13 protein-coding genes are annotated in these 18,280 nt (G+C 58.0%); 11 read left to right on the forward strand and 2 right to left on the reverse strand.

Going from position 1 to position 18,280, the window contains the following annotated elements; genetic code table 11:
• Window positions 1–2 precede the first annotated feature (2 nt).
• Window positions 3–884 (forward strand): LysR substrate-binding domain-containing protein, encoded by an 882-nt coding sequence (locus tag ACI3K0_RS13930; protein WP_148144607.1) that lies wholly within the window; start codon window positions 3–5, stop codon window positions 882–884.
• A 31-nt stretch (window positions 885–915) separates the two neighbouring features.
• Here the strand turns inward: ACI3K0_RS13930 and ACI3K0_RS13935 are convergent, their stop codons facing one another.
• The gene (locus tag ACI3K0_RS13935; protein ID WP_404945470.1) at window positions 916–3,015 is read right to left on the reverse strand and encodes a carboxy terminal-processing peptidase; all 2,100 of its coding nucleotides are present in this window, start codon (window positions 3,013–3,015) and stop codon (window positions 916–918) included.
• Window positions 3,016–3,311: 296 nt separating this feature from the next.
• Here ACI3K0_RS13935 and ACI3K0_RS13940 point away from each other — a divergent pair, with 296 nt between their 5' ends.
• Genes ACI3K0_RS13940 through ACI3K0_RS13950 form a run of 3 tightly spaced genes read left to right on the forward strand, consistent with a single transcriptional unit; the run spans window position 3,312 to window position 7,427 of the window.
• The gene (locus tag ACI3K0_RS13940) at window positions 3,312–4,835 is read left to right on the forward strand and encodes an acyl-CoA carboxylase subunit beta (protein WP_404945471.1); all 1,524 of its coding nucleotides are present in this window, start codon (window positions 3,312–3,314) and stop codon (window positions 4,833–4,835) included.
• Between the two features lie 12 nt (window positions 4,836–4,847).
• Window positions 4,848–6,866, forward strand: coding sequence for an acetyl-CoA carboxylase biotin carboxylase subunit (locus ACI3K0_RS13945; RefSeq protein WP_404945472.1), 2,019 nt, complete (start codon window positions 4,848–4,850; stop codon window positions 6,864–6,866).
• A gap of 27 nt (window positions 6,867–6,893) precedes the next feature.
• Window positions 6,894–7,427 (forward strand): 2'-5' RNA ligase family protein, encoded by a 534-nt coding sequence (locus ACI3K0_RS13950; protein WP_404945473.1) that lies wholly within the window; start codon window positions 6,894–6,896, stop codon window positions 7,425–7,427.
• Window positions 7,428–7,817: 390 nt separating this feature from the next.
• On the opposite strand, the gene dgoD is transcribed toward ACI3K0_RS13950, so the two are convergent.
• Window positions 7,818–8,966, reverse strand: coding sequence for a galactonate dehydratase (dgoD, locus tag ACI3K0_RS13955; RefSeq protein ID WP_148144603.1), 1,149 nt, complete (start codon window positions 8,964–8,966; stop codon window positions 7,818–7,820).
• 279 nt (window positions 8,967–9,245) lie between these two features.
• Here dgoD and ACI3K0_RS13960 point away from each other — a divergent pair, with 279 nt between their 5' ends.
• The 7 genes from ACI3K0_RS13960 to ACI3K0_RS13990 all read left to right on the forward strand — a co-directional run bounded on the left by ACI3K0_RS13960 (window position 9,246) and on the right by ACI3K0_RS13990 (window position 18,277).
• A complete protein-coding gene (locus tag ACI3K0_RS13960) occupies window positions 9,246–10,016 on the forward strand; it encodes a FadR/GntR family transcriptional regulator (RefSeq protein ID WP_148144753.1) in 771 nt (256 codons plus the stop codon).
• Window positions 10,017–10,218: 202 nt separating this feature from the next.
• Window positions 10,219–10,788, forward strand: coding sequence for a TetR/AcrR family transcriptional regulator (locus ACI3K0_RS13965; protein WP_404945474.1), 570 nt, complete (start codon window positions 10,219–10,221; stop codon window positions 10,786–10,788).
• A 15-nt stretch (window positions 10,789–10,803) separates the two neighbouring features.
• Window positions 10,804–11,406 (forward strand): 2-hydroxychromene-2-carboxylate isomerase, encoded by a 603-nt coding sequence (locus ACI3K0_RS13970; RefSeq protein ID WP_148144601.1) that lies wholly within the window; start codon window positions 10,804–10,806, stop codon window positions 11,404–11,406.
• Window positions 11,407–11,482: 76 nt separating this feature from the next.
• Window positions 11,483–12,346 carry a 3-mercaptopyruvate sulfurtransferase gene (gene sseA / locus ACI3K0_RS13975; RefSeq protein WP_206827248.1) on the forward strand — a complete coding sequence of 288 codons (864 nt, stop codon included), beginning with the start codon at window positions 11,483–11,485 and terminating at the stop codon, window positions 12,344–12,346.
• Window positions 12,343–13,719, forward strand: a complete 1,377-nt coding sequence (locus tag ACI3K0_RS13980) for an FAD-binding oxidoreductase (RefSeq protein ID WP_206827247.1) — start codon at window positions 12,343–12,345, stop codon at window positions 13,717–13,719. The genes sseA and ACI3K0_RS13980 overlap by 4 nt, the downstream gene beginning before the upstream one ends.
• 46 nt (window positions 13,720–13,765) lie before the next feature.
• The gene (locus ACI3K0_RS13985; protein ID WP_206827245.1) at window positions 13,766–16,084 is read left to right on the forward strand and encodes a molybdopterin guanine dinucleotide-containing S/N-oxide reductase; all 2,319 of its coding nucleotides are present in this window, start codon (window positions 13,766–13,768) and stop codon (window positions 16,082–16,084) included.
• 537 nt (window positions 16,085–16,621) lie between these two features.
• A complete protein-coding gene (locus ACI3K0_RS13990) occupies window positions 16,622–18,277 on the forward strand; it encodes an ABC transporter substrate-binding protein (RefSeq protein ID WP_183825107.1) in 1,656 nt (551 codons plus the stop codon).
• The last annotated feature ends 3 nt before the right edge of the window (window positions 18,278–18,280 follow it).

Raw genomic sequence — 18,280 nt, forward strand, 5'->3', positions numbered from 1 at the left:
GCATGCGATTGAAACCACGTCAGGTAGAGGCATTCAGGGCCGTGATGATGGCCGGGGGCATTACCGCGGCGGCAGATGCCCTCAATGTTACCCAACCCGCCGTCAGCCGGTTGATCCGCGATCTCGAGGACGTCGTTCAGATGACATTGTTCGAGCGGATCGGCGCACGCCTCATACCGACCGCAGAGGCGACCCAGCTCTATCGGGAGGTCGAGCGGCTTTATCTGGGTCTCGACCAGATTGCCCAGGCCGCCGACGATATCCGCCTGCACAAGAATACCGTTCTTCGTATCGGCAGCGTGACATCACTTGTCCGTCCCTATCTGCATCGGGCCATAGTCGACGTGATCGGCGAGCGGCTGGATATTCCTCTGGTTATCGAGGTCGAGAACAGTCGTTACATCTGGGACATGGTCGAGCGGAACCGCTACGATCTCGGCCTGGTCTTCGCTTCACCGCGCATGCCCGACAAAAACGCCGTTCGTCTGCACAGCACGCATGCCGTTGCCGCGATGGCGCCGGGCCATCGTTTGGCGGGGCGTTCCGTCATTACGCCCTCCGATCTCATCGATGAGCGGGTGCTGATACCAGGCCGGAATTCGCCTTTGCGCCTCTCGCTCGACAGGGCCTTTTCTCGCGAGGAGCATCAGCCGGTCAGCACTATGGAAACATCCATGCTGAACTGCTGCTACTTCGCCGCCGCCGGCATGGGAGTGGGGATCGTCGATCACACCAGCCTCAGGTCCGCGGAGGCGGATGTGATCTCCATCCCGTTCGAACCGAATATCGAGGTTTCCTATTTCGCCATACGCCCGAGCGGCGGTCAACGGATCGCCATCCTCGACGAGATCATCAACAGGATCCAGCACCTGATCCAGAACTGACCCAGAGCGAGCCTTTCCTGCCGGCGCTTCGTTACGGCTGATTGGCGGCCTTTCGCACTGGAGCCAGCAATTCCGCCTGATCGGCAACGATGGAAGCAGCCTCGGCCCTCAAGACGTCCTTTGCGTTCTTGCGGGCATTCTCAAGCGCAAGATCCGCACTCAGACTGCGCTCGTTGGCCTGCAAGCCGTCATCCTCGCCACGCAGCACGCCGTCATCACCTTCTGCACGTGCCTTCAGGCGGCTTTCAAGGGCTTTCATCTCTTCTCGGCGCTCGGCCTCATTCAGGGAGATGACGCGCTTTTCCCGTTGCGCCTTCAACTCCGCAGCGTCTTCGACGAAACGCTGAAAATCCTTATCGTCTTTCACGCGGGCTTCATGACGGCTCAGGAGTTGCGGCAGCAACGAAGTCGTCTTGTTTGATGCGGTATATCTGGCAGGCTTGATCTTGTCCCACGGCAAGGCATTGTCATAGCTCGACTCGCCAACGATCTTCGGATCAAGGAGACCCGGCAAAGTAATGTCAGGCGTCACACCACGAAGCTGGGTCGTGCCGCCGTCTATCCTGAAAAACTGCGCGATCGTCAGCTTCAACTGGCCGTATTTCGGCGTATTGTTGCGAACGGCCTGGTCGAGATCGATGACAGTCTGCACTGTGCCCTTGCCGAAACTGGGCTCGCCGATGATCACGCCGCGACCGTAATCCTGTATCGCCGCTGCAAAGATTTCTGATGCCGACGCAGAGCCGCGATTGATCAGCACGCCGACCGGGCCAGCCCAGGCCGGCTTGGAAAGATCATCGCTTTCGACCTCGACCCTGCCCGCCGCATCGCGTTGCTGAACGACCGGACCCTTGCCGACGAACAGACCGGTCAGGTCGATCGCTTCGGTCAGCGAACCGCCGCCATTGTCGCGCAAGTCGATCAGGACGCCATCGACCTTTTCCTGCTTCAACTCCCCGAGAAGCTTGGCGACGTCGCGGCTGGCGCTTCGGTAGTCCTTGTCGCCTTTGCGGCGCGCATCGAAATCCTCGTAGAAGGCCGGCAGGGTAATGACCCCGATCTTGCGGGGCACACCATGATCATCGATGGGCAGGACGGTTTTCTTCGCAGCCTGTTTTTCAAGGCTGATCTTGTCGCGCACCAGGCTGATCACCCGATGGCTTGCATTCGCGGCGGTCTCGGCGGGAAGGATATCGAGCCGCACGACGGAGTCCTTCTCGCCGCGGATAAGCTGGACAACTTCGTCGAGGCGGATGCCGACGACTTCCTTGACCGCGCCATCCTTGCCCTGGCCAACGCCGATGATGCGATCTCCGACCGCCAGCTGCCCGGATAGCTGGGCCGGACCGCCGGGCACGAGTTCGCGAATGGTCGTGTAGCCGTCCCGTTCCTGCAGAACCGCCCCGATGCCGACCAGCGAAAGCTTCATCGAAATGTCGAAATCAGCCGAGGCGGCAGCACCGAAATAGTCGGTATGCGGATCGACGGAGGTTGTGTAGGCAGCCATGAAGGACTGGAACACGTCATCACTCTTGTAGGTGTAGACGCGCTGCTGGATGTTCTCGTAACGCTTGTCGAGCGTATTGCGAATTGTGTCGCTTGTCTGGCCGGCTAGTTTCAGCCGCAGCCAGTCGTTCTTGACACTCTTGCGCCACAGGTCATGAAGCTGTGCTTCCGATTGCGCCCATGGGTCATCCTCACGCGACAGAGGAAAATCTTCCTTGGCGCTGAAATCGAAGCCCTGCTTGAGCAGGTCCCGCGCATATGCCATGCGATCGACAACGCGCTGCGAATAGACGTTGAATATCGAAAACGGGATCTTCAGGTCTTCGTTGACGATGGCATCGTCGATCCTGGTCTTGTTGACCATGAACTTGTCGATATCGGCCTGCAGGAAAAAGCTCCGGTCCGGATCGAGCGACTTCAGATATCGATCCATGATTTTCGCAGACAGGGCATCGTCGAGCGGAACCGGCTTGTAGGCATAGCGCTCAAGGAATTGCGCGCTCAGATTTGCGGCCTCCGCCTGGCTCTTTTGCGGCGCAAGAACCGGTGGCGGGCCAAGCTCCAGGGCATAGGCCGACGGTGCCATTAGAAGAAACAGGCCAACGAAACCGTAACGAGCGCGCATTCAGCTATAATCCCAAGTGCAGAATAAACAGACTGTCAGGTGTTGCATCAACCGTGCCGTTTTAGCAACCCAACTCTATGCGCAATAATTTGTGTCTAACGCCCACATTATCGACAAAATTGCTGTCGCGAGCCGGCTCCCGCTCTGCCCTGCCGTCGCCTTGCGCCATGTTTTCCGGTCGCCATCACATTTTCCTTCATGGTCTTAAGACTGAAACCGGCCTTTCCCTCGCTCCGGTTTTGCTATCTTTATATGTGTCTGCATTCGCACATTCTTTGGGAGGAAATATGTGGGCAATGTTGAACGAGGTCGAGAAGCGTCGCGCGGAGGCGAGGCTGGGCGGCGGCGTCAGGCGGATCGAGGCCCAGCATGCCAAAGGCAAGCTGACGGCCCGCGAACGGATCGAGGTGCTGCTCGACGAGGGTTCGTTCGAAGAATTCGACATGTATGTCACCCATCGCGCCGTAGATTTCGGCATGGCGGACCAGAAAGTCGCCGGTGATGGCGTAGTCACAGGGTGGGGCACGATCAACGGCCGGCAGGTCTACGTCTTTTCCCAGGATTTCACCGTACTCGGCGGCTCGCTGTCGGAAACCCATGCGCAAAAGATCTGCAAGATCATGGATATGGCGGTGCGGGTCGGCGCACCGGTGATCGGCTTGAACGATTCAGGCGGCGCGCGCATCCAGGAAGGTGTCGCCTCGCTTGCCGGTTATGCCGAAGTGTTTCGCCGCAATGCCGAGGCATCCGGCGTCATTCCGCAGATTTCCGTGATCATGGGCCCCTGCGCCGGCGGCGCCGTCTATTCGCCTGCCATGACCGATTTCATCTTCATGGTCCGGGATTCGTCCTACATGTTCGTCACCGGCCCGGATGTGGTGAAAACGGTGACAAACGAGATCGTGACCGCGGAAGAACTGGGAGGCGCAGCCACCCACACGCAAAAGTCATCCGTGGCCGACGCGGCATTTGAAAACGATATCGAGGCGCTGGAAGCGGTTCGCCGGCTTTTCGATTTCCTACCGCTCAACAATCGCGACAGGGTTCCGATCAGGCCGGTTCACGACGACCCATCACGGGTCGAAATGCGGCTCGACACGCTGGTGCCGGACAGCGCGGCCAAACCCTATGACATGAAGGAACTGATAACGGCACTTGCGGACGAAGGCGATTTCTTCGAGATCCAGCAGGCCTTCGCGAAAAACATCGTCACCGGCTTCATCCGCATCGAAGGCCAGACGGTCGGCGTCGTTGCCAACCAGCCGATGGTTCTGGCCGGCTGCCTGGACATCGATTCATCGCGCAAGGCGGCGCGGTTCGTCCGTTTCTGCGATGCCTTTTCCATTCCTATCCTGACGCTGGTCGACGTCCCCGGTTTCCTGCCGGGCACCGCGCAGGAATATGGTGGTGTCATCAAGCATGGCGCAAAACTGCTGTTTGCCTATTCGGAGGCGACTGTACCGATGGTGACGCTGATCACCCGCAAGGCCTATGGCGGCGCCTATGACGTGATGGCATCAAAACATATCGGCGCCGATATCAACTATGCATGGCCAACAGCTGAGATCGCGGTGATGGGCGCCAAGGGGGCGACCGAAATTCTCTATCGCTCCGAACTTTCAGACCCGGACAAGATCGCGGCCCGCACGAAGGAATACGAGGAACGTTTCGCCAATCCCTTCGTTGCCGCCGAGCGCGGTTTCATCGACGAGGTGATCATGCCGCATTCGTCCCGTCGCCGTATCGCCCGCGCCTTTGCCTCGCTGCGCAACAAGCAGGTAACGACGCATTGGAAAAAACACGACACGATACCGCTCTGAAGGCCCGCAACCATGTTCAAGAAAATCCTCATCGCCAATCGTGGCGAAATCGCCTGCCGGGTTATCAGAACAGCGCAGAAGATGGGCATCGCAACCGTCGCCGTCTATTCGGACGCCGATGCGAATGCCCTGCATTTGTCGATGGCCGACGAGGCGGTGCATATCGGCCCCGCACCTTCCAACCAGTCCTATATCGTCATCGACAAGATACTCGATGCGATCGCCCGGACCGGTGCGGATGCCGTACATCCGGGTTATGGCTTTCTGTCGGAAAATGCCGCTTTCGCCGCCGCTCTCGAAAAAGCCGATGTCACCTTCATCGGCCCGCCCGTGAAGGCCATCGAGGCAATGGGCGACAAGATCACCTCGAAAAAGATCGCTTCGAAGGCCGGTGTCTCGACCGTGCCCGGGCATATGGGCCTGATCGAAGATGCCGACGAGGCGGTGAAGATTTCCTCTTCGATCGGCTATCCGGTCATGATCAAGGCCTCCGCAGGCGGCGGCGGCAAGGGCATGCGCATCGCCTGGAACGACGCGGAAGCCCGCGAGGGTTTCCAGTCGTCCCGCAACGAGGCGAAAAGCTCGTTCGGCGACGACCGTATCTTCATCGAGAAGTTCGTCGACCAGCCGCGCCATATCGAGATCCAGGTTCTGGGCGACCAGCATAAAAACACGCTTTATCTCGGCGAACGCGAATGCTCCATCCAGCGGCGCAACCAGAAGGTCATCGAGGAAGCCCCCTCGCCTTTCCTCGATGATGCGACCCGCAAGGCGATGGGGGAACAGGCGGTAGCACTTGCAAAGGCCGTCGGTTATTTCTCCGCGGGCACGGTCGAATTCATCGTCGACGGCAACCGGAATTTCTATTTCCTCGAAATGAATACCCGCCTGCAGGTGGAGCATCCGGTGACCGAACTCGTCACCGGCATCGACCTCGTCGAGCAGATGATCCGCGTTGCAGCTGGCGAAAAGCTTTCGTTCAAGCAGAAGGACGTATCACTCAGGGGATGGGCGATCGAAAGCCGACTTTATGCCGAAGACCCCTATCGCAATTTTCTGCCGTCGATCGGCCGGCTTTCCCGTTACCGCCCGCCGGTCGAGGGGCTGCAAGATAGCGGCGCCGTTATCCGCAACGATACCGGTGTTTTCGAAGGCGGCGAGATATCGATGTATTATGATCCGATGATCGCCAAGCTCTGCAGCTGGGCCGAGGACCGGAAAGCCGCAATAGACGCCATGGGGACGGCTCTCGATGCGTTCGAGGTGGAAGGGATCGGTCACAACCTTCCCTTCCTGTCTGCCGTGATGGGGCAGGAAAGGTTCCGCTCCGGCGAGCTGACGACCGCCTATATCGCTGAAGAGTTTCCGGATGGCTTTTCCGGTGTGGAGCCCGATGTCGGCGACGCGCGCAAGCTTGCGGTCATTGCAGTGCTGGTCAACCAGGCTTTGGAGGAACGCGCAAGCTGGATTTCCGGCACGCTGTCCAAACGCCGCCGGGCGGTGGCGAAGGACTGGGTCGTGACACTTTCGGCCGGGGCAAAGTCCACATTCGAAGGCCCGGTCACGCTCGATACGGCGGCCGATGGAGCCTTCGTGCGTTTCGACGATGCCCATCATATCTCTGCTGCGACCGGCTGGTTTCCGGGGCAGAGTCTTGGGGATTTCCATGTCGGCGGTGAGAGCCTGATGGTGAAGGTTGATCTGGTGGGGTCGGCCATCCGGCTGCGCTGGCACGGCATGGATATTCTGGCGCGGGTGCGCTCGCCGCGCATTGCCGAGCTTGCCAAGCTCATGCCGGTCAAGCTGCCGCCGGACACGTCGAAAATGCTGCTTTGCCCGATGCCCGGGGTCATCACTTCGATCGCAGTGAGCGCGGGTGACAAGGTGGAGGCCGGCCAGACGCTTGCCACGGTCGAGGCGATGAAGATGGAAAACGTTCTGAAGGCCGAGAAAGCGGCGCTTGTCAAACGCGTTGCCGCCACACAAGGCCAAAGCCTTGCCGTGGACGAATTGATCATCGAATTCGAATGATCTGATCGCCGGGTGACATTGCCGCCATTGATCATAACCGCTCATGTCGAGCTTGACGACATGGAGCCATTCGATCGTCTCCGACAGGAGCATTTTCCGCCTGCCCGCAATTTCCTCAAGGCGCATGTCACCATCTTCCACCATCTCCCCGGCCAGCGGCTCGCGGCGGTCAAGGAGATCTTGGCCGAAACGCTGCTGGAGCGGACAGATTTCCTCGCAACCGTCAGCGGCATTCAGCATCTGGGAGCAGGCGTCGCATTCAAGATCGAAAGCCCCGAACTGCAGGAGCTGCGAGCCGAACTCTCCCGTCGTTTCGGCTCCTGGCCCGGCCCGCAGGATCTGCCGAAATTCCGCCCGCATATCACGATCCAGAACAAGGTATCGCGGGCAAAAGCCGACCAGTTGTTTTTCGAGCTGACCAGCCGGTTCGAACCGAAATCCATCCGCATGACCGGGCTCGATCTATGGAGTTATCTGGGCGGCCCGTGGCGTCATGAAGGCTTGATGTCATTATCGGATCGAGAGGGGCAGCAGCCCCAGTCATCCGGCGCGGGACACTGATCCTCCGTACTCTTGGAAACGTTTTCGCAATTTCATCAAAAAACCGAGCCATCGTCGGAACCGGAAGCCCTGACAGGCATTACGCCCTCGTTCTTTCTCTCACCACAAGCTTGATGTCCGAGGATTGATGATATGCCCAACGCAAGCAACCTTTTACGCTTAGGCCACATCGTGCTCACGGACTTTGGACCGTCATTCTCGATCCTCCTGTCGATTTTCGCCTTGGGTGCCTGGGTTTTGGGCCTTCAGTTTGGAAGCGTGCTGCACGACTTTCCCGACTACGGAGACAGCGTGTTTCAGAATATGCGGTCGTCGACGATTTCCGATTTCATCGGATAAACACCGCCCGGCCCTAAACGAGCCGGACGCGTATTGCTTGAGGAAACTACCTTACCACTCGGCGAAGCTTCCATCCTCATGGCGCCAGATCGGATTGCGCCAACGATGGCCTTCCTTGGATCGTTCAATCACATAGGCTTCGTCGACTTCAACACCGAGGCCCGGCCCCTGTGGAATGCTGACAAAGCCATCGGCGTAATGGAAGACTTCCTTGTTTGAGATATAGTCGAGGATGTCATTGCCCTGGTTATAATGGATGCCGAGGCTCTGTTCCTGAATGAACGCGTTATAGGAGACGGCATCGACCTGCAGGCAGGCGGCAAGCGCAATCGGGCCGAGCGGGCAATGTGGCGCCAACGCCACATCATAGGCTTCCGCCATGGCGGCTATCTTGCGGCATTCGGTAATCCCGCCAGCATGCGATAGATCCGGCTGGATGATGTCGACATAACCGTCCGACAGAACCTGCTTGAAATCCCAGCGTGAGAACAGCCGCTCACCGAGCGCGATCGGTGTCGAGCAATGGTTGGCGATCTCTTTCAGCGTCTCGCGGTTCTCGGAAAGCACCGGTTCCTCAATGAACATCAGTTTGTAGGGCTCGAGTTCCTTGGCAAGGACTTTTGCCATCGGCTTGTGGACACGGCCATGGAAATCGACGCCGATGCCGATATGCGGGCCAACGGCTTCACGTATGATGGCGATCGTCTCGACGGCCTTTTCAACCTTTTCATTTGTATCGACGATCTGCATTTCCTCGCAGCCGTTGAGCTTGATGGCCTTGAACCCGCGGGCAACCACGTCCTTTGCATTGTTGGCGACATCCGACGGGCGGTCGCCGCCGATCCAAGAATAGACTTTGATCCGATCCCTTACCTGGCCGCCCAGGAGCGAATGGACCGGCTGGCCCAACGCCTTGCCCTTGATGTCCCAGAGCGCCTGGTCGATGCCGGCGAGCGCCGACATGTGAACGGCCCCTCCCCGATAGAACCCGCCGCGATAAAGAACAGTCCAGTGATCCTCGATCAGAAACGGGTCCTTGCCGATCAGGTAATCGGACATCTCATGCACGGCGGCCTCGACCGTCAGTGCTCTGCCCTCGACCACCGGCTCACCCCAACCGACGATGCCTTCGTCGGTCTCGATCTTCAAAAACAGCCAGCGCGGCGGGACGATGTAGGTGGTAAGCTTGGTAATCTTCATCAAAGTGCTCCAAATATGAAGTCGTGCGGCTGCATTGCCGACTATAGCGCGGACTATGGTGTTCCTTTTGCTCCAGAAACGGTCGGCACCAGGCGATCTAATCCTCTGCTGACAAGGATTAAAATTCATAGGATGGATGTCAATATAAATATGATTTATTTCTGGATTTGATCCAAAAATAAGATCGTTCCATACTATGAATTGCAAACGACAAACGGCACCCCTCAGGAGAGAGATCGAGCAATGACAAAAGAGGGCTCTCTGCTGAGAAACGCTTCGATGACACGGGTGCTGACAGAGGACGGTGAACCGATCGCACAGCGCGGAAAACGAACTGTCCGAGAAGCGCTGCTTCACTGTCTCATCGAAATGATCGTATCGGGAGCGTTTGCCGAAAACTCCACCCTGCCTAACGAGGCCGAGCTTACCGAACGTTTTGGCGTCAGCCGCACCAGCCTGCGGGAAGCCATGCAATATCTCTCTGCCCTCGGCATGGTTCGATCGCGAACAAGGGCCGGCACTACCATCCTGCCGAAGGAAAACTGGAACTATCTTGATCCGATCGTCCTTGAGGTCATACTGTCGGTGGGAGCTGACGACGCCTTTTATTCCTCGCTGATCGACGCGAGACAACTGTTAGAACCTGCAGCAGCCGCGCAAGCGGCCGCCAATGCCAACGCGCGCCAGCTCTACCAGATTTCAAAAGCATTCGAGGACATGGTCGAGGCCAACTCCCGAGATACAGAGGCCTGGAGTCGGGCCGATCTGGAATTCCATACCGCAATCATCAATGCCAGCGGAAACTGGGTCTACCGGCAGTTCGCAAGCGCCATCCAGGCAGCGCTGCTCGCGAGCTTCCGGCTCACCAACCGTGCCAGCCAATCACACGAACAGGCGATCTTGAGCCATCAGGTTGTATTGGAGGCCATTCGCATGCGACGACCCGAGGCAGCGCACCATGCCATGGCACACCTTATCGGCGCGGCACGAATAGAAATGACCGAAGCACTTCGACAAGCAAGTATGGTTTTTCAGCAGCCAAAGCCATAACAGGATATTGAATAAATCCTACAATACATCAAGATCATGCGATTTTCTGCCACTTCATGCGTGAGAGGGCTGCGGACCGCTTGACGTAATCCCGTCAATCGTTGACAACTCCAGCAACGAGAGACAGACCGGTCTTGCTTCCGTCGATTTGGGACCGTCTATGGATCATCGAAGTAATAGGCCCAAAATTTAAAGCGATGCCATGAGAGAAGCCATACCTGACCAGATCCTCACTGCTGCCGGAACACTTTTCTATAAAGAAGGCATTCGAGCGGTGGGAATTGACCGCATCATAGAAGAAGCGAATGTCGCCAAGGCGACGCTTTATCGGCACTTCCCTTCCAAGGACCATCTGGTCGCAGCCTACCTTCAGGCCCGCCACGATCGAGTTATCCGATCTCTCGAAGACGTCACCGAAGCCGCGATGGCCCCAAGAGACAAGATAAAGCTGATCTTCGAACGCTTGCACGAAAAGGCAGACAGCCCGGAGTTTCGCGGGTGTGCATTTGCGTTGGCAGTCGCGGAACACGGCGATTCCGAACGTGTCGTCTCTGTAGCTCGAACTCACAAAACAATGGTTCGGGACATATTCTCTGCCATTATGTCAAAGGCCAACAGCGGATCTCAACAGGCGTCCGCCCATCTTTCCCTTCTTTACGAAGGCGCGCTGGCTACCGTGGCAGTCGGACGCGACCCGAGTGCCGTACTCATTGCCCGTGATTGCGCACTTTCCGTCTTCGATATGGCAGTGTCCACCAAGCAGCCCTCCTGAAAGCGATAGCAGACCATGACAAAAACGATCGATTTCTTCTTCAGCATTGGCTCACCCTGGGCCTTTATCGGGTTGGAACCATTTGCCACGCTGGCAGCTGAACATGGCGCCACGATCCGTCCTCACGTCATTCCGCTGGTCGAGGACAATGGCGGTATCTACTCCCGCAATCGACCCGAAGCGCGCCGCGCCTACTGGACGAAAGACCTGAAACGTTGGGCGGCGTTGAGAGGCAAGACGCTCAACTTCGACAATCGCACCGCACTTTCCGATCCAGCACCGGCCGGTCTGATGGTCGTCGCCGCGATCGAGGCCAATCAGGACTGGCTCAAGCTGACGAAAGCGCTTCAGGAAGCGTTCTGGGGACGTGGCGAAGATATTGGCGATACCGAGATCCGCCGGTCGATTGCGACGGCAGCGGGCTTTGATGCAGCAGCACTGGATGACCTGGGCCAGGGCGAAGCCGTGCAGGCACGCCGCACATCCAGCTACGAGACTGCAAAGGCTGCCGGCGTCTTCGGGCTACCGACCTTCCTGTATGACGGCGAGCTTTATTGGGGCCAGGACAGCCTGCCTTTCCTTGAACGCCATCTGAAGGGCGAAAAGCTGGTCGCCTGATTTTCACTCAAGCGACCTCATGCGCCGCAGACGCGGCACAGGTTTGTTTATCCGCTTATATTTTCGGAGTTTCCCAATGTCTCTTTCCCTGCCCGGCTCTCTTGTCACCACCGAATGGCTTGCAGCGCATATTGACCAGCCGGATCTCGTCATTCTCGATGGATCTTTCAAACTGCCGGGCGCCACCCCGATCGCGGCTGACGATTTTGCCGCCCGGCACATTCCGAAGGCGCGGTTTTTCGATATCGACAAGATTGCCGACCACGAAACGTCGTTGCCGCATATGCTACCCTCGCCCGAAGCTTTCGAGCAATATGCGGCGGATCTCGGCATTTCGAACGGCAGCATCGTAGTGGTCTATGACACGCCCGGCCTTATGTCGGCTGGCCGCGTCTGGTGGACATTGCGGACTTTCGGACACGACAAGGTCGCAGTTCTAGACGGTGGCCTGCGGAAGTGGCTGGCAGAAGGTCGACCGGTAACCGAGGAGGTTGCACCATTCTCCAGAGGCGTTTTTAAGGCGCATTTCAATCCCGGGGCGGTGCGTTCGAAAGCACAGGTCCTCGATAATATCGCAAGCCAGGCAGAACAGGTAATCGATGCCCGCTCCGCCGGACGCTTCACCGCGACAGAAAAGGAAGCCCGCCCGGGTCTTCGCTCCGGTCATATTCCGGGCAGCCTCAATCTGCCATTCAATGCGCTGACCGATCCCCAGACCGGCGAACTTCTCGATACCCCAAGCATCGCGAAGGCTTTTGAACAGGCCGGGCTCGATCTTTCCGAACCTGTCATCGCAAGCTGCGGCTCAGGTGTAACTGCAGCAGCGCTTGCCTTCGGCCTTCATCTTGCAGGCAAGGACGACGTGGCGATCTACGACGGAGCCTGGACAGAATGGGGGCAGCAAGGCGATACACCTGTTGAGACCGGAGACGGAAAATGAGCGCGCTTCCGCTCTCCCTTTCCGAAGCGCTGAGCAAACGCTTCGGTGATCGTTATTCGATATCGCAGGCCCTGCGCGAACAGCATGGTCGCGGTGAATCCCATCACACGCCTGCCATCCCGGATGCCGTCGTTTTTGCGGAGAACACACAAGAGGTGGCCGATATCGTGCGGCTATGCGCTGCCGAAAGCGTTCCGGTCATCGCCTTTGGCGCGGGAACATCGCTGGAAGGCCACTTGACCGCAGTGCGCGGTGGTATTTCCATCGATCTGTCGCGCATGGCGAAGATCACCCGCATCAGCTCCGAGGATCTCGACTGCACCGTCGAGGCGGGCGTTACGCGTGAACAGTTGAACACCCATCTGCGTGACATGGGTCTGTTCTTCCCGATCGATCCGGGTGCCAATGCCTCGATAGGCGGCATGACGGCTACACGCGCTTCCGGAACCAATGCCGTGCGCTACGGTACCATGCGTGAAAACGTGCTTGGGCTAACCGTCGTATTGCCGAATGGCCAGATCATCCGCACCGGTGGCCGGGCGCGCAAGTCCTCCGCAGGTTACGACCTGACCCGGCTCTTCGTCGGCTCGGAGGGCACGCTTGGCATCATTACTGAGGTCACATTGCGTCTCTACGGTATTCCCGAGACGATCTCTGCTGCGCTCTGCTCTTTCGAAAGCGTCGAACAGGCGGTAGCCGCTGCAATTCAGGTAGTCCAGCTCGGCATTCCCGTTGCCCGTATGGAACTGATGGACCGCGGCCTGATCAAGGCAGTCAACGCCTACTCCAGCCTGTCGCTGAAGATCGAGGATACGCTCGCCTTCGAATTTCACGGCTCACCGGCCGGCGTGCAGGAACAGGTCGAAATGGTTGCCGCAATCGTCGCGGAAAACGACGGTCGGGATTTTGAATGGGCAAATGCAGCAGAAGAGCGAAACCGGCTTTGGAAGGCGCGTCATAGCGCCTTTTATGCTGTCGTCTCCCAGCGAGAAAACGCCAAGGGCTGGTCGTCCGATGTCTGCGTGCCTGTCTCCGAATTAAGTGGCTGCATCCTGAAGACACGCGAACTTCTGAAGGATTGCAGTGTCCCGGCAGCCATTCTCGGACACGTTGGGGACGGCAATTACCACGTCGTCTTCGCCGTCGATCCGAACAACCGGCAGGAACTCGACGAAGTCGCTTCAATTAATAAGAAGATGGTGCAATATGCCATCTCTGTCGGCGGTACATCGACAGGCGAGCATGGGGTCGGCACGGGCAAGATTGCCTATCTTCGGGCTGAGCATGGTGATGCCGTTGATCTCATGGCCGTCATCAAGAATGCTATCGATCCGGCGGGCATCATGAACCCTGGCAAGGTTTTGCCAAATTAGCCCTTGACCGACAGCTGAAACACATTGATCGCCGAGGATACCCGCCATGAGCTCGTTCAAGCCTCACAGCTCACATTGGGGCGCCTTTTCAGGCAGATATGAAAACGGCACCCTCCACATCCGGCCTCATCCCGACGATCCGCACCCGTCTCCCCTGCTGGGCAACATTCCGGCGATTGCCGATAGTCCTGCTCGTGTCAGACGCCCCGCCATCCGGCGTGGCTGGCTTGAGCAAGCACCTGCTCACGCAAAAAAACGTGGCGCCGATGATTATATTGAAGTTAGCTGGCCCCAAGCGGTGGAGCTGGTCGCAAACGAACTTCACCGCGTTTACCGGGATTTTGGCCCGCAAGCCGTATTCGGCGGTTCCTATGGTTGGTCGAGTGCCGGCCGTTTTCATCATGCCCAGAGCCAGATCCATCGTTTTCTAAATGTGCTCGGCGGTTACGTGCGATCCGTCAACACCTACAGTTCCGGCGCGGCATCGGTCATCATCCCGCATGTATTGGGGCCTTATGACACGGTCGACCGCAAGAGCGTCACCTGGGATGCAATCGAGCGCAGCACAGAACTCGTCGTCGCCTTCGGCGGAATGGCGATCAAGAACGCCGACGTGCATGGCGGTGGTATAGGTGCCCATATCGTGCGGCCGAAACTGTCGGGCGCCAGCGCTCGCGGCGCCCGGTTCGTCTCCATCACCCCGCTTAAGGACGACTTTCCTTCTGAAGTGAATTCTGAATGGCTGGCGATCATTCCGGGCACCGACGTTGCGCTCATGCTGGGAATAGCACATGTGCTGGCGGCAGAAGGACTGCATAACCGCGAGTTTCTTGAGCGCTATACGGTCGGATATGAGCGCTTCGAGGACTATCTGCTTGGCCGCAACGATGGATTGCCGAAAACGGCCGAATGGGCAGCGGAAATCTGCGGCATAAGCGCAGAAACAATCAGGGATTTGGCGCGGGCAATGGCACGCTTGCGGACGTTGGTGACCGTCAGTCATTCGCTCCAGCGAGCCGACTACGGCGAACAACCAGTCTGGATGGGTATTGTGCTTGCCGCGATGCTCGGCCAGATCGGTCTTGATGGAGGCGGATATTCCTATTCGCTCGGAGCGCTTGGCAATATCGGAAAACGCCAGCTGGCCGTGCCGCTGCCGACACTCAGCCAGTTCAGGAATCCTCTGGCGGACTATATCCCCGTCGCCCGTATCGCTGACATGCTGCTCAATCCGGGCGGCGAATTCCAGTATAATGGCAATGATCTGCACTATCCGGATATTCGCCTCGTCTATTGGGCAGGCGGCAATCCGTTTCATCACCATCAGGATCTCAACAGGCTGCGCGCCGCATTCAGGCGACCCGAGACAATCATCGTTCATGAGACGGCCTGGACGTCCACCGCGCGTCACGCGGACATCGTTCTGCCCGCAACAACGACGATCGAACGGGACGATATCGGCGCAGCAGACCGCGACGATCTGATGGTCGCGATGAAGAAATTGATCGAACCGGTCGGCGAAGCACGCGACGACTATGAGATTTTTTCCGCCATCGCCCGGCATCTCGGGAAATTCGACGCGTTTACCGAGAACCGCACTGCCCGGGAATGGCTCTCATTCCTGTTCGAGACGACACGTCGGGCGCTCGCAGCCGGCGGCCATGATGCTCCGGATTTCGAAGAGTTCTGGGAACGCGGTGAACTGCGGCTGCCGATCAAACCCGATGATGGCGGCCCAGCACGTACCTTCCGTGACGACCCGTCTGCATCTCCCCTGCAGACCCCATCCGGTAAGATAGAGATATTCTCAAAGACGATCGCAGCTTTCGACTATGACGATTGCGGTGGTCATCCATATTGGTATCCGGCAAGAGCCGAAACGGCGGTCGATAAAACGATCTACCCGCTGCATCTGGTTTGCAACCAGCCGCACCAGCGGCTGCACAGCCAGCTTGATTATGGTGACTTCAGCCGCTCGACGAAGATCAAGGACCGCGAGCCGGTCCGCATCAACCCGACAGATGCGGCAGCGCGCGATATAAAGGATGGCGATATCGTCAGGCTTTTCAACAATCGTGGCAGCTGCCTTGCAGCAGCGATATTGAGCGAAGACGTAAGGCAAGGCGTGATGCAGCTTTCGACAGGTGCGTGGTTCGAGCCGGATGATCCGAAGTCGGAACACCCGATGTGCATCCATGGAAATCCGAATATCCTCACGCAGGATATAGGCACTTCCAGATTGGCCCAAGGCTGCACCGGTCAGATCACCAAAGTGGAGGTCGAGCGGTTTTCCGGCGACACTCCACCGGTCCGAGTCCTCCAGGGCATGACATTCGTGACGAATGAGAATGGTTCCGAGACATAAACCCGGACCGCAAATCCCCACCTTTGTGCCGGCCGATCATCTCTCGTATGCGGCCTCGACCAAGATGTAGGCCGGCAGTTCGCTGCATTTTCCATTTCTCACCGCCTGCCTCGCAATCCGGCGTTCAGGCCTTCCCCATTCCCCGTCACCACGTTTGAAACATCAATCCCAAACGCTTCCCAAACTGTGACAAATTAATCCACTAATTCCATGGAAAAAGAATAACCAGTCTTTCTCCTTGGCGCTGCGCTGATAGGCTGTGTGTCATGATCTTCTTGCTGAACAACGGAGGACCGCGTCATGAACGGAATATGTAGCGCCGAGCGCGCTCTGCGCGCGATACGGCCTGCCAGGACCAGCTAACAGCGGCTCCGCCGAAGTCCAGTCATCGGAATTTGCATTTTCCTATTCGCCCGCTCGGCACGGAACCGCAGCGGCAACGGCTTGACGCGCGCAGTTTCCGCTTATTGCGGACCAGCATGCGCGCTCGCAGAACATCGAAACACAACCTACACCCCGAAACATCAGGATCACCCCATGACCGAACGATCTTCTCTTCTCAATCTCTCCCGGCGCCGCCTGCTGATCACGACATCGGCTACGGTTGCGGCGGCTCTTCTGGTCTCGACAACGGGCTTCAATCCGGCTCAGGCCGCCGAAACGCCGAAAGATGGTGGCGACATAACCTTCCTGATTGACTCTCTCGGTGATACCTGGATCCCCAACAACAGCGCCATCTCCAGCTTCCAAGGACATATCTGGGGGCATGTCACCGACAAGCTTCTTTATGTTGATGCTGAAGGCAAGGTCAGCCCCTGGCTCGCCGAACGCTGGGAGCAGAATGACAATGCCACGGAATTCACGCTACACCTCAAGAACGGTGTGACCTTCTCCGATGGTGCACCGCTCGATTCCGCCGCGGTCGTTGCCAATCTCGACATCTGGTATGCAGGCCGAAAGAACGAAGGCATCAACCCGATCGGCCTTTTCCCCAAGACTTACGATCGCGCCGAGGTTATCGACCCGTCCACCGTCAAGGTGTTCTTCAAGAAGCCTACACTGGGCTTTATTCCGACGCTGGGCTATCACGGCTCGATCCTGGTATCGCCCAAAAGCCTGGCCCAACCGGCTTCCGAACAAGCCGACCTGAGCAAGACTGCCGGCAGCGGACCCTATGTGGTCGAGAGCTGGAAGGAAGGCGATCACGTTACGCTGGTCAAGCGCAAGGATTACAACTGGGGACCGGCCGCCGTCGGCCATACCGGTCCGGCCTTCCTCGACTCAATCACCTACAAGCTTGTGTCAGAACCCTCGCTCCGGGTCGCCTCGGTCCAGTCCGGTCAGGCAGATGTCGCCTATAATGCCTCCCCCCAAGAGCTAAAGTCGCTCAAGGAAGAAGGTTATACGATTGCAACGCCGCGATATCTCGGTTTCGTCAATGGCTGGGCAGTCAATACGAAGATCGCCCCCTATGACGACGTAAAAGTTCGCCAGGCGCTGCAGGCCGGTATCAACCGTCAGGAAATCATCGATACGGTCTACACGCCCGACTGGAAGCTGCCGACCTCTTTCATCCAGAGCAACGTGCCCGGCGCGACCGACCAGAGCGGCCTTTTAGCTTACAATCCCGACAGAGCCGAAAAGCTGCTCGACGAGGCGGGATGGGCAAAGGGCGCAGACGGTGTTCGCACCAAGGACGGCAAACCGCTTACGCTGACGCTCCATTCCAATCCCTATCTCGCCACCTCCAAGTCTGTGGACGAGCTTATCGCCCAGCAGCTCGGCAAGCTTGGCTGGAAGGTCGCTATCCGTGCTTATGACGTCGTGACCTATGGAGAAAAGGTGAAATATGGCGGTCCTGCCATCCCGACATACGAAGTAACACGCAGCTTCATCGACGCCGGAACGGTTGCCGGTATCCTGACAAATGCCAACAATGGCGAGAACTGGTTCGCACTCGATGACCGCGATGCCAGGCTCAACGATCTGCGCGACAAAATCGCGGGGGCAGGCACTTTCGATGAGCGCAACCCGCTGCTGAATGACCTGCAGCAATACGTTCTCGACCAGGGATATTTCATCCCGCGCACGCAGATCGTCCAGCGCATCTATGTGCAATCGCCGACGCTGAAAGGCGAGGTCTATAACGGCGTTGCCTATGCCAGCTACTACACGGCCTTTATTGCCGATTGACGC

It is taken from the genome of Rhizobium sp. ZW T2_16, from assembly GCF_044987325.1.
GTDB lineage: Bacteria > Pseudomonadota > Alphaproteobacteria > Rhizobiales > Rhizobiaceae > Neorhizobium > Neorhizobium cellulosilyticum.

What these genes read in the sequence shown, in the direction of transcription:
- ACI3K0_RS13935 (WP_404945470.1), bottom strand. Translation starts at nt 3,015, where the DNA reads ATGCGCGCTCGTTACGGTTTCGTTGGCCTGTTTCTTCTAATGGCACCG.
- ACI3K0_RS13930 (WP_148144607.1), top strand. Translation starts at nt 3, where the DNA reads ATGCGATTGAAACCACGTCAGGTAGAGGCATTCAGGGCCGTGATGATG.
- ACI3K0_RS13965 (WP_404945474.1), top strand. Translation starts at nt 10,219, where the DNA reads ATGAGAGAAGCCATACCTGACCAGATCCTCACTGCTGCCGGAACACTT.
- ACI3K0_RS13970 (WP_148144601.1), top strand. Translation starts at nt 10,804, where the DNA reads ATGACAAAAACGATCGATTTCTTCTTCAGCATTGGCTCACCCTGGGCC.
- sseA (WP_206827248.1), top strand. Translation starts at nt 11,483, where the DNA reads ATGTCTCTTTCCCTGCCCGGCTCTCTTGTCACCACCGAATGGCTTGCA.
- dgoD (WP_148144603.1), bottom strand. Translation starts at nt 8,966, where the DNA reads ATGAAGATTACCAAGCTTACCACCTACATCGTCCCGCCGCGCTGGCTG.
- ACI3K0_RS13945 (WP_404945472.1), top strand. Translation starts at nt 4,848, where the DNA reads ATGTTCAAGAAAATCCTCATCGCCAATCGTGGCGAAATCGCCTGCCGG.
- ACI3K0_RS13985 (WP_206827245.1), top strand. Translation starts at nt 13,766, where the DNA reads ATGAGCTCGTTCAAGCCTCACAGCTCACATTGGGGCGCCTTTTCAGGC.
- ACI3K0_RS13990 (WP_183825107.1), top strand. Translation starts at nt 16,622, where the DNA reads ATGACCGAACGATCTTCTCTTCTCAATCTCTCCCGGCGCCGCCTGCTG.
- ACI3K0_RS13980 (WP_206827247.1), top strand. Translation starts at nt 12,343, where the DNA reads ATGAGCGCGCTTCCGCTCTCCCTTTCCGAAGCGCTGAGCAAACGCTTC.
- ACI3K0_RS13960 (WP_148144753.1), top strand. Translation starts at nt 9,246, where the DNA reads ATGACACGGGTGCTGACAGAGGACGGTGAACCGATCGCACAGCGCGGA.
- ACI3K0_RS13940 (WP_404945471.1), top strand. Translation starts at nt 3,312, where the DNA reads ATGTTGAACGAGGTCGAGAAGCGTCGCGCGGAGGCGAGGCTGGGCGGC.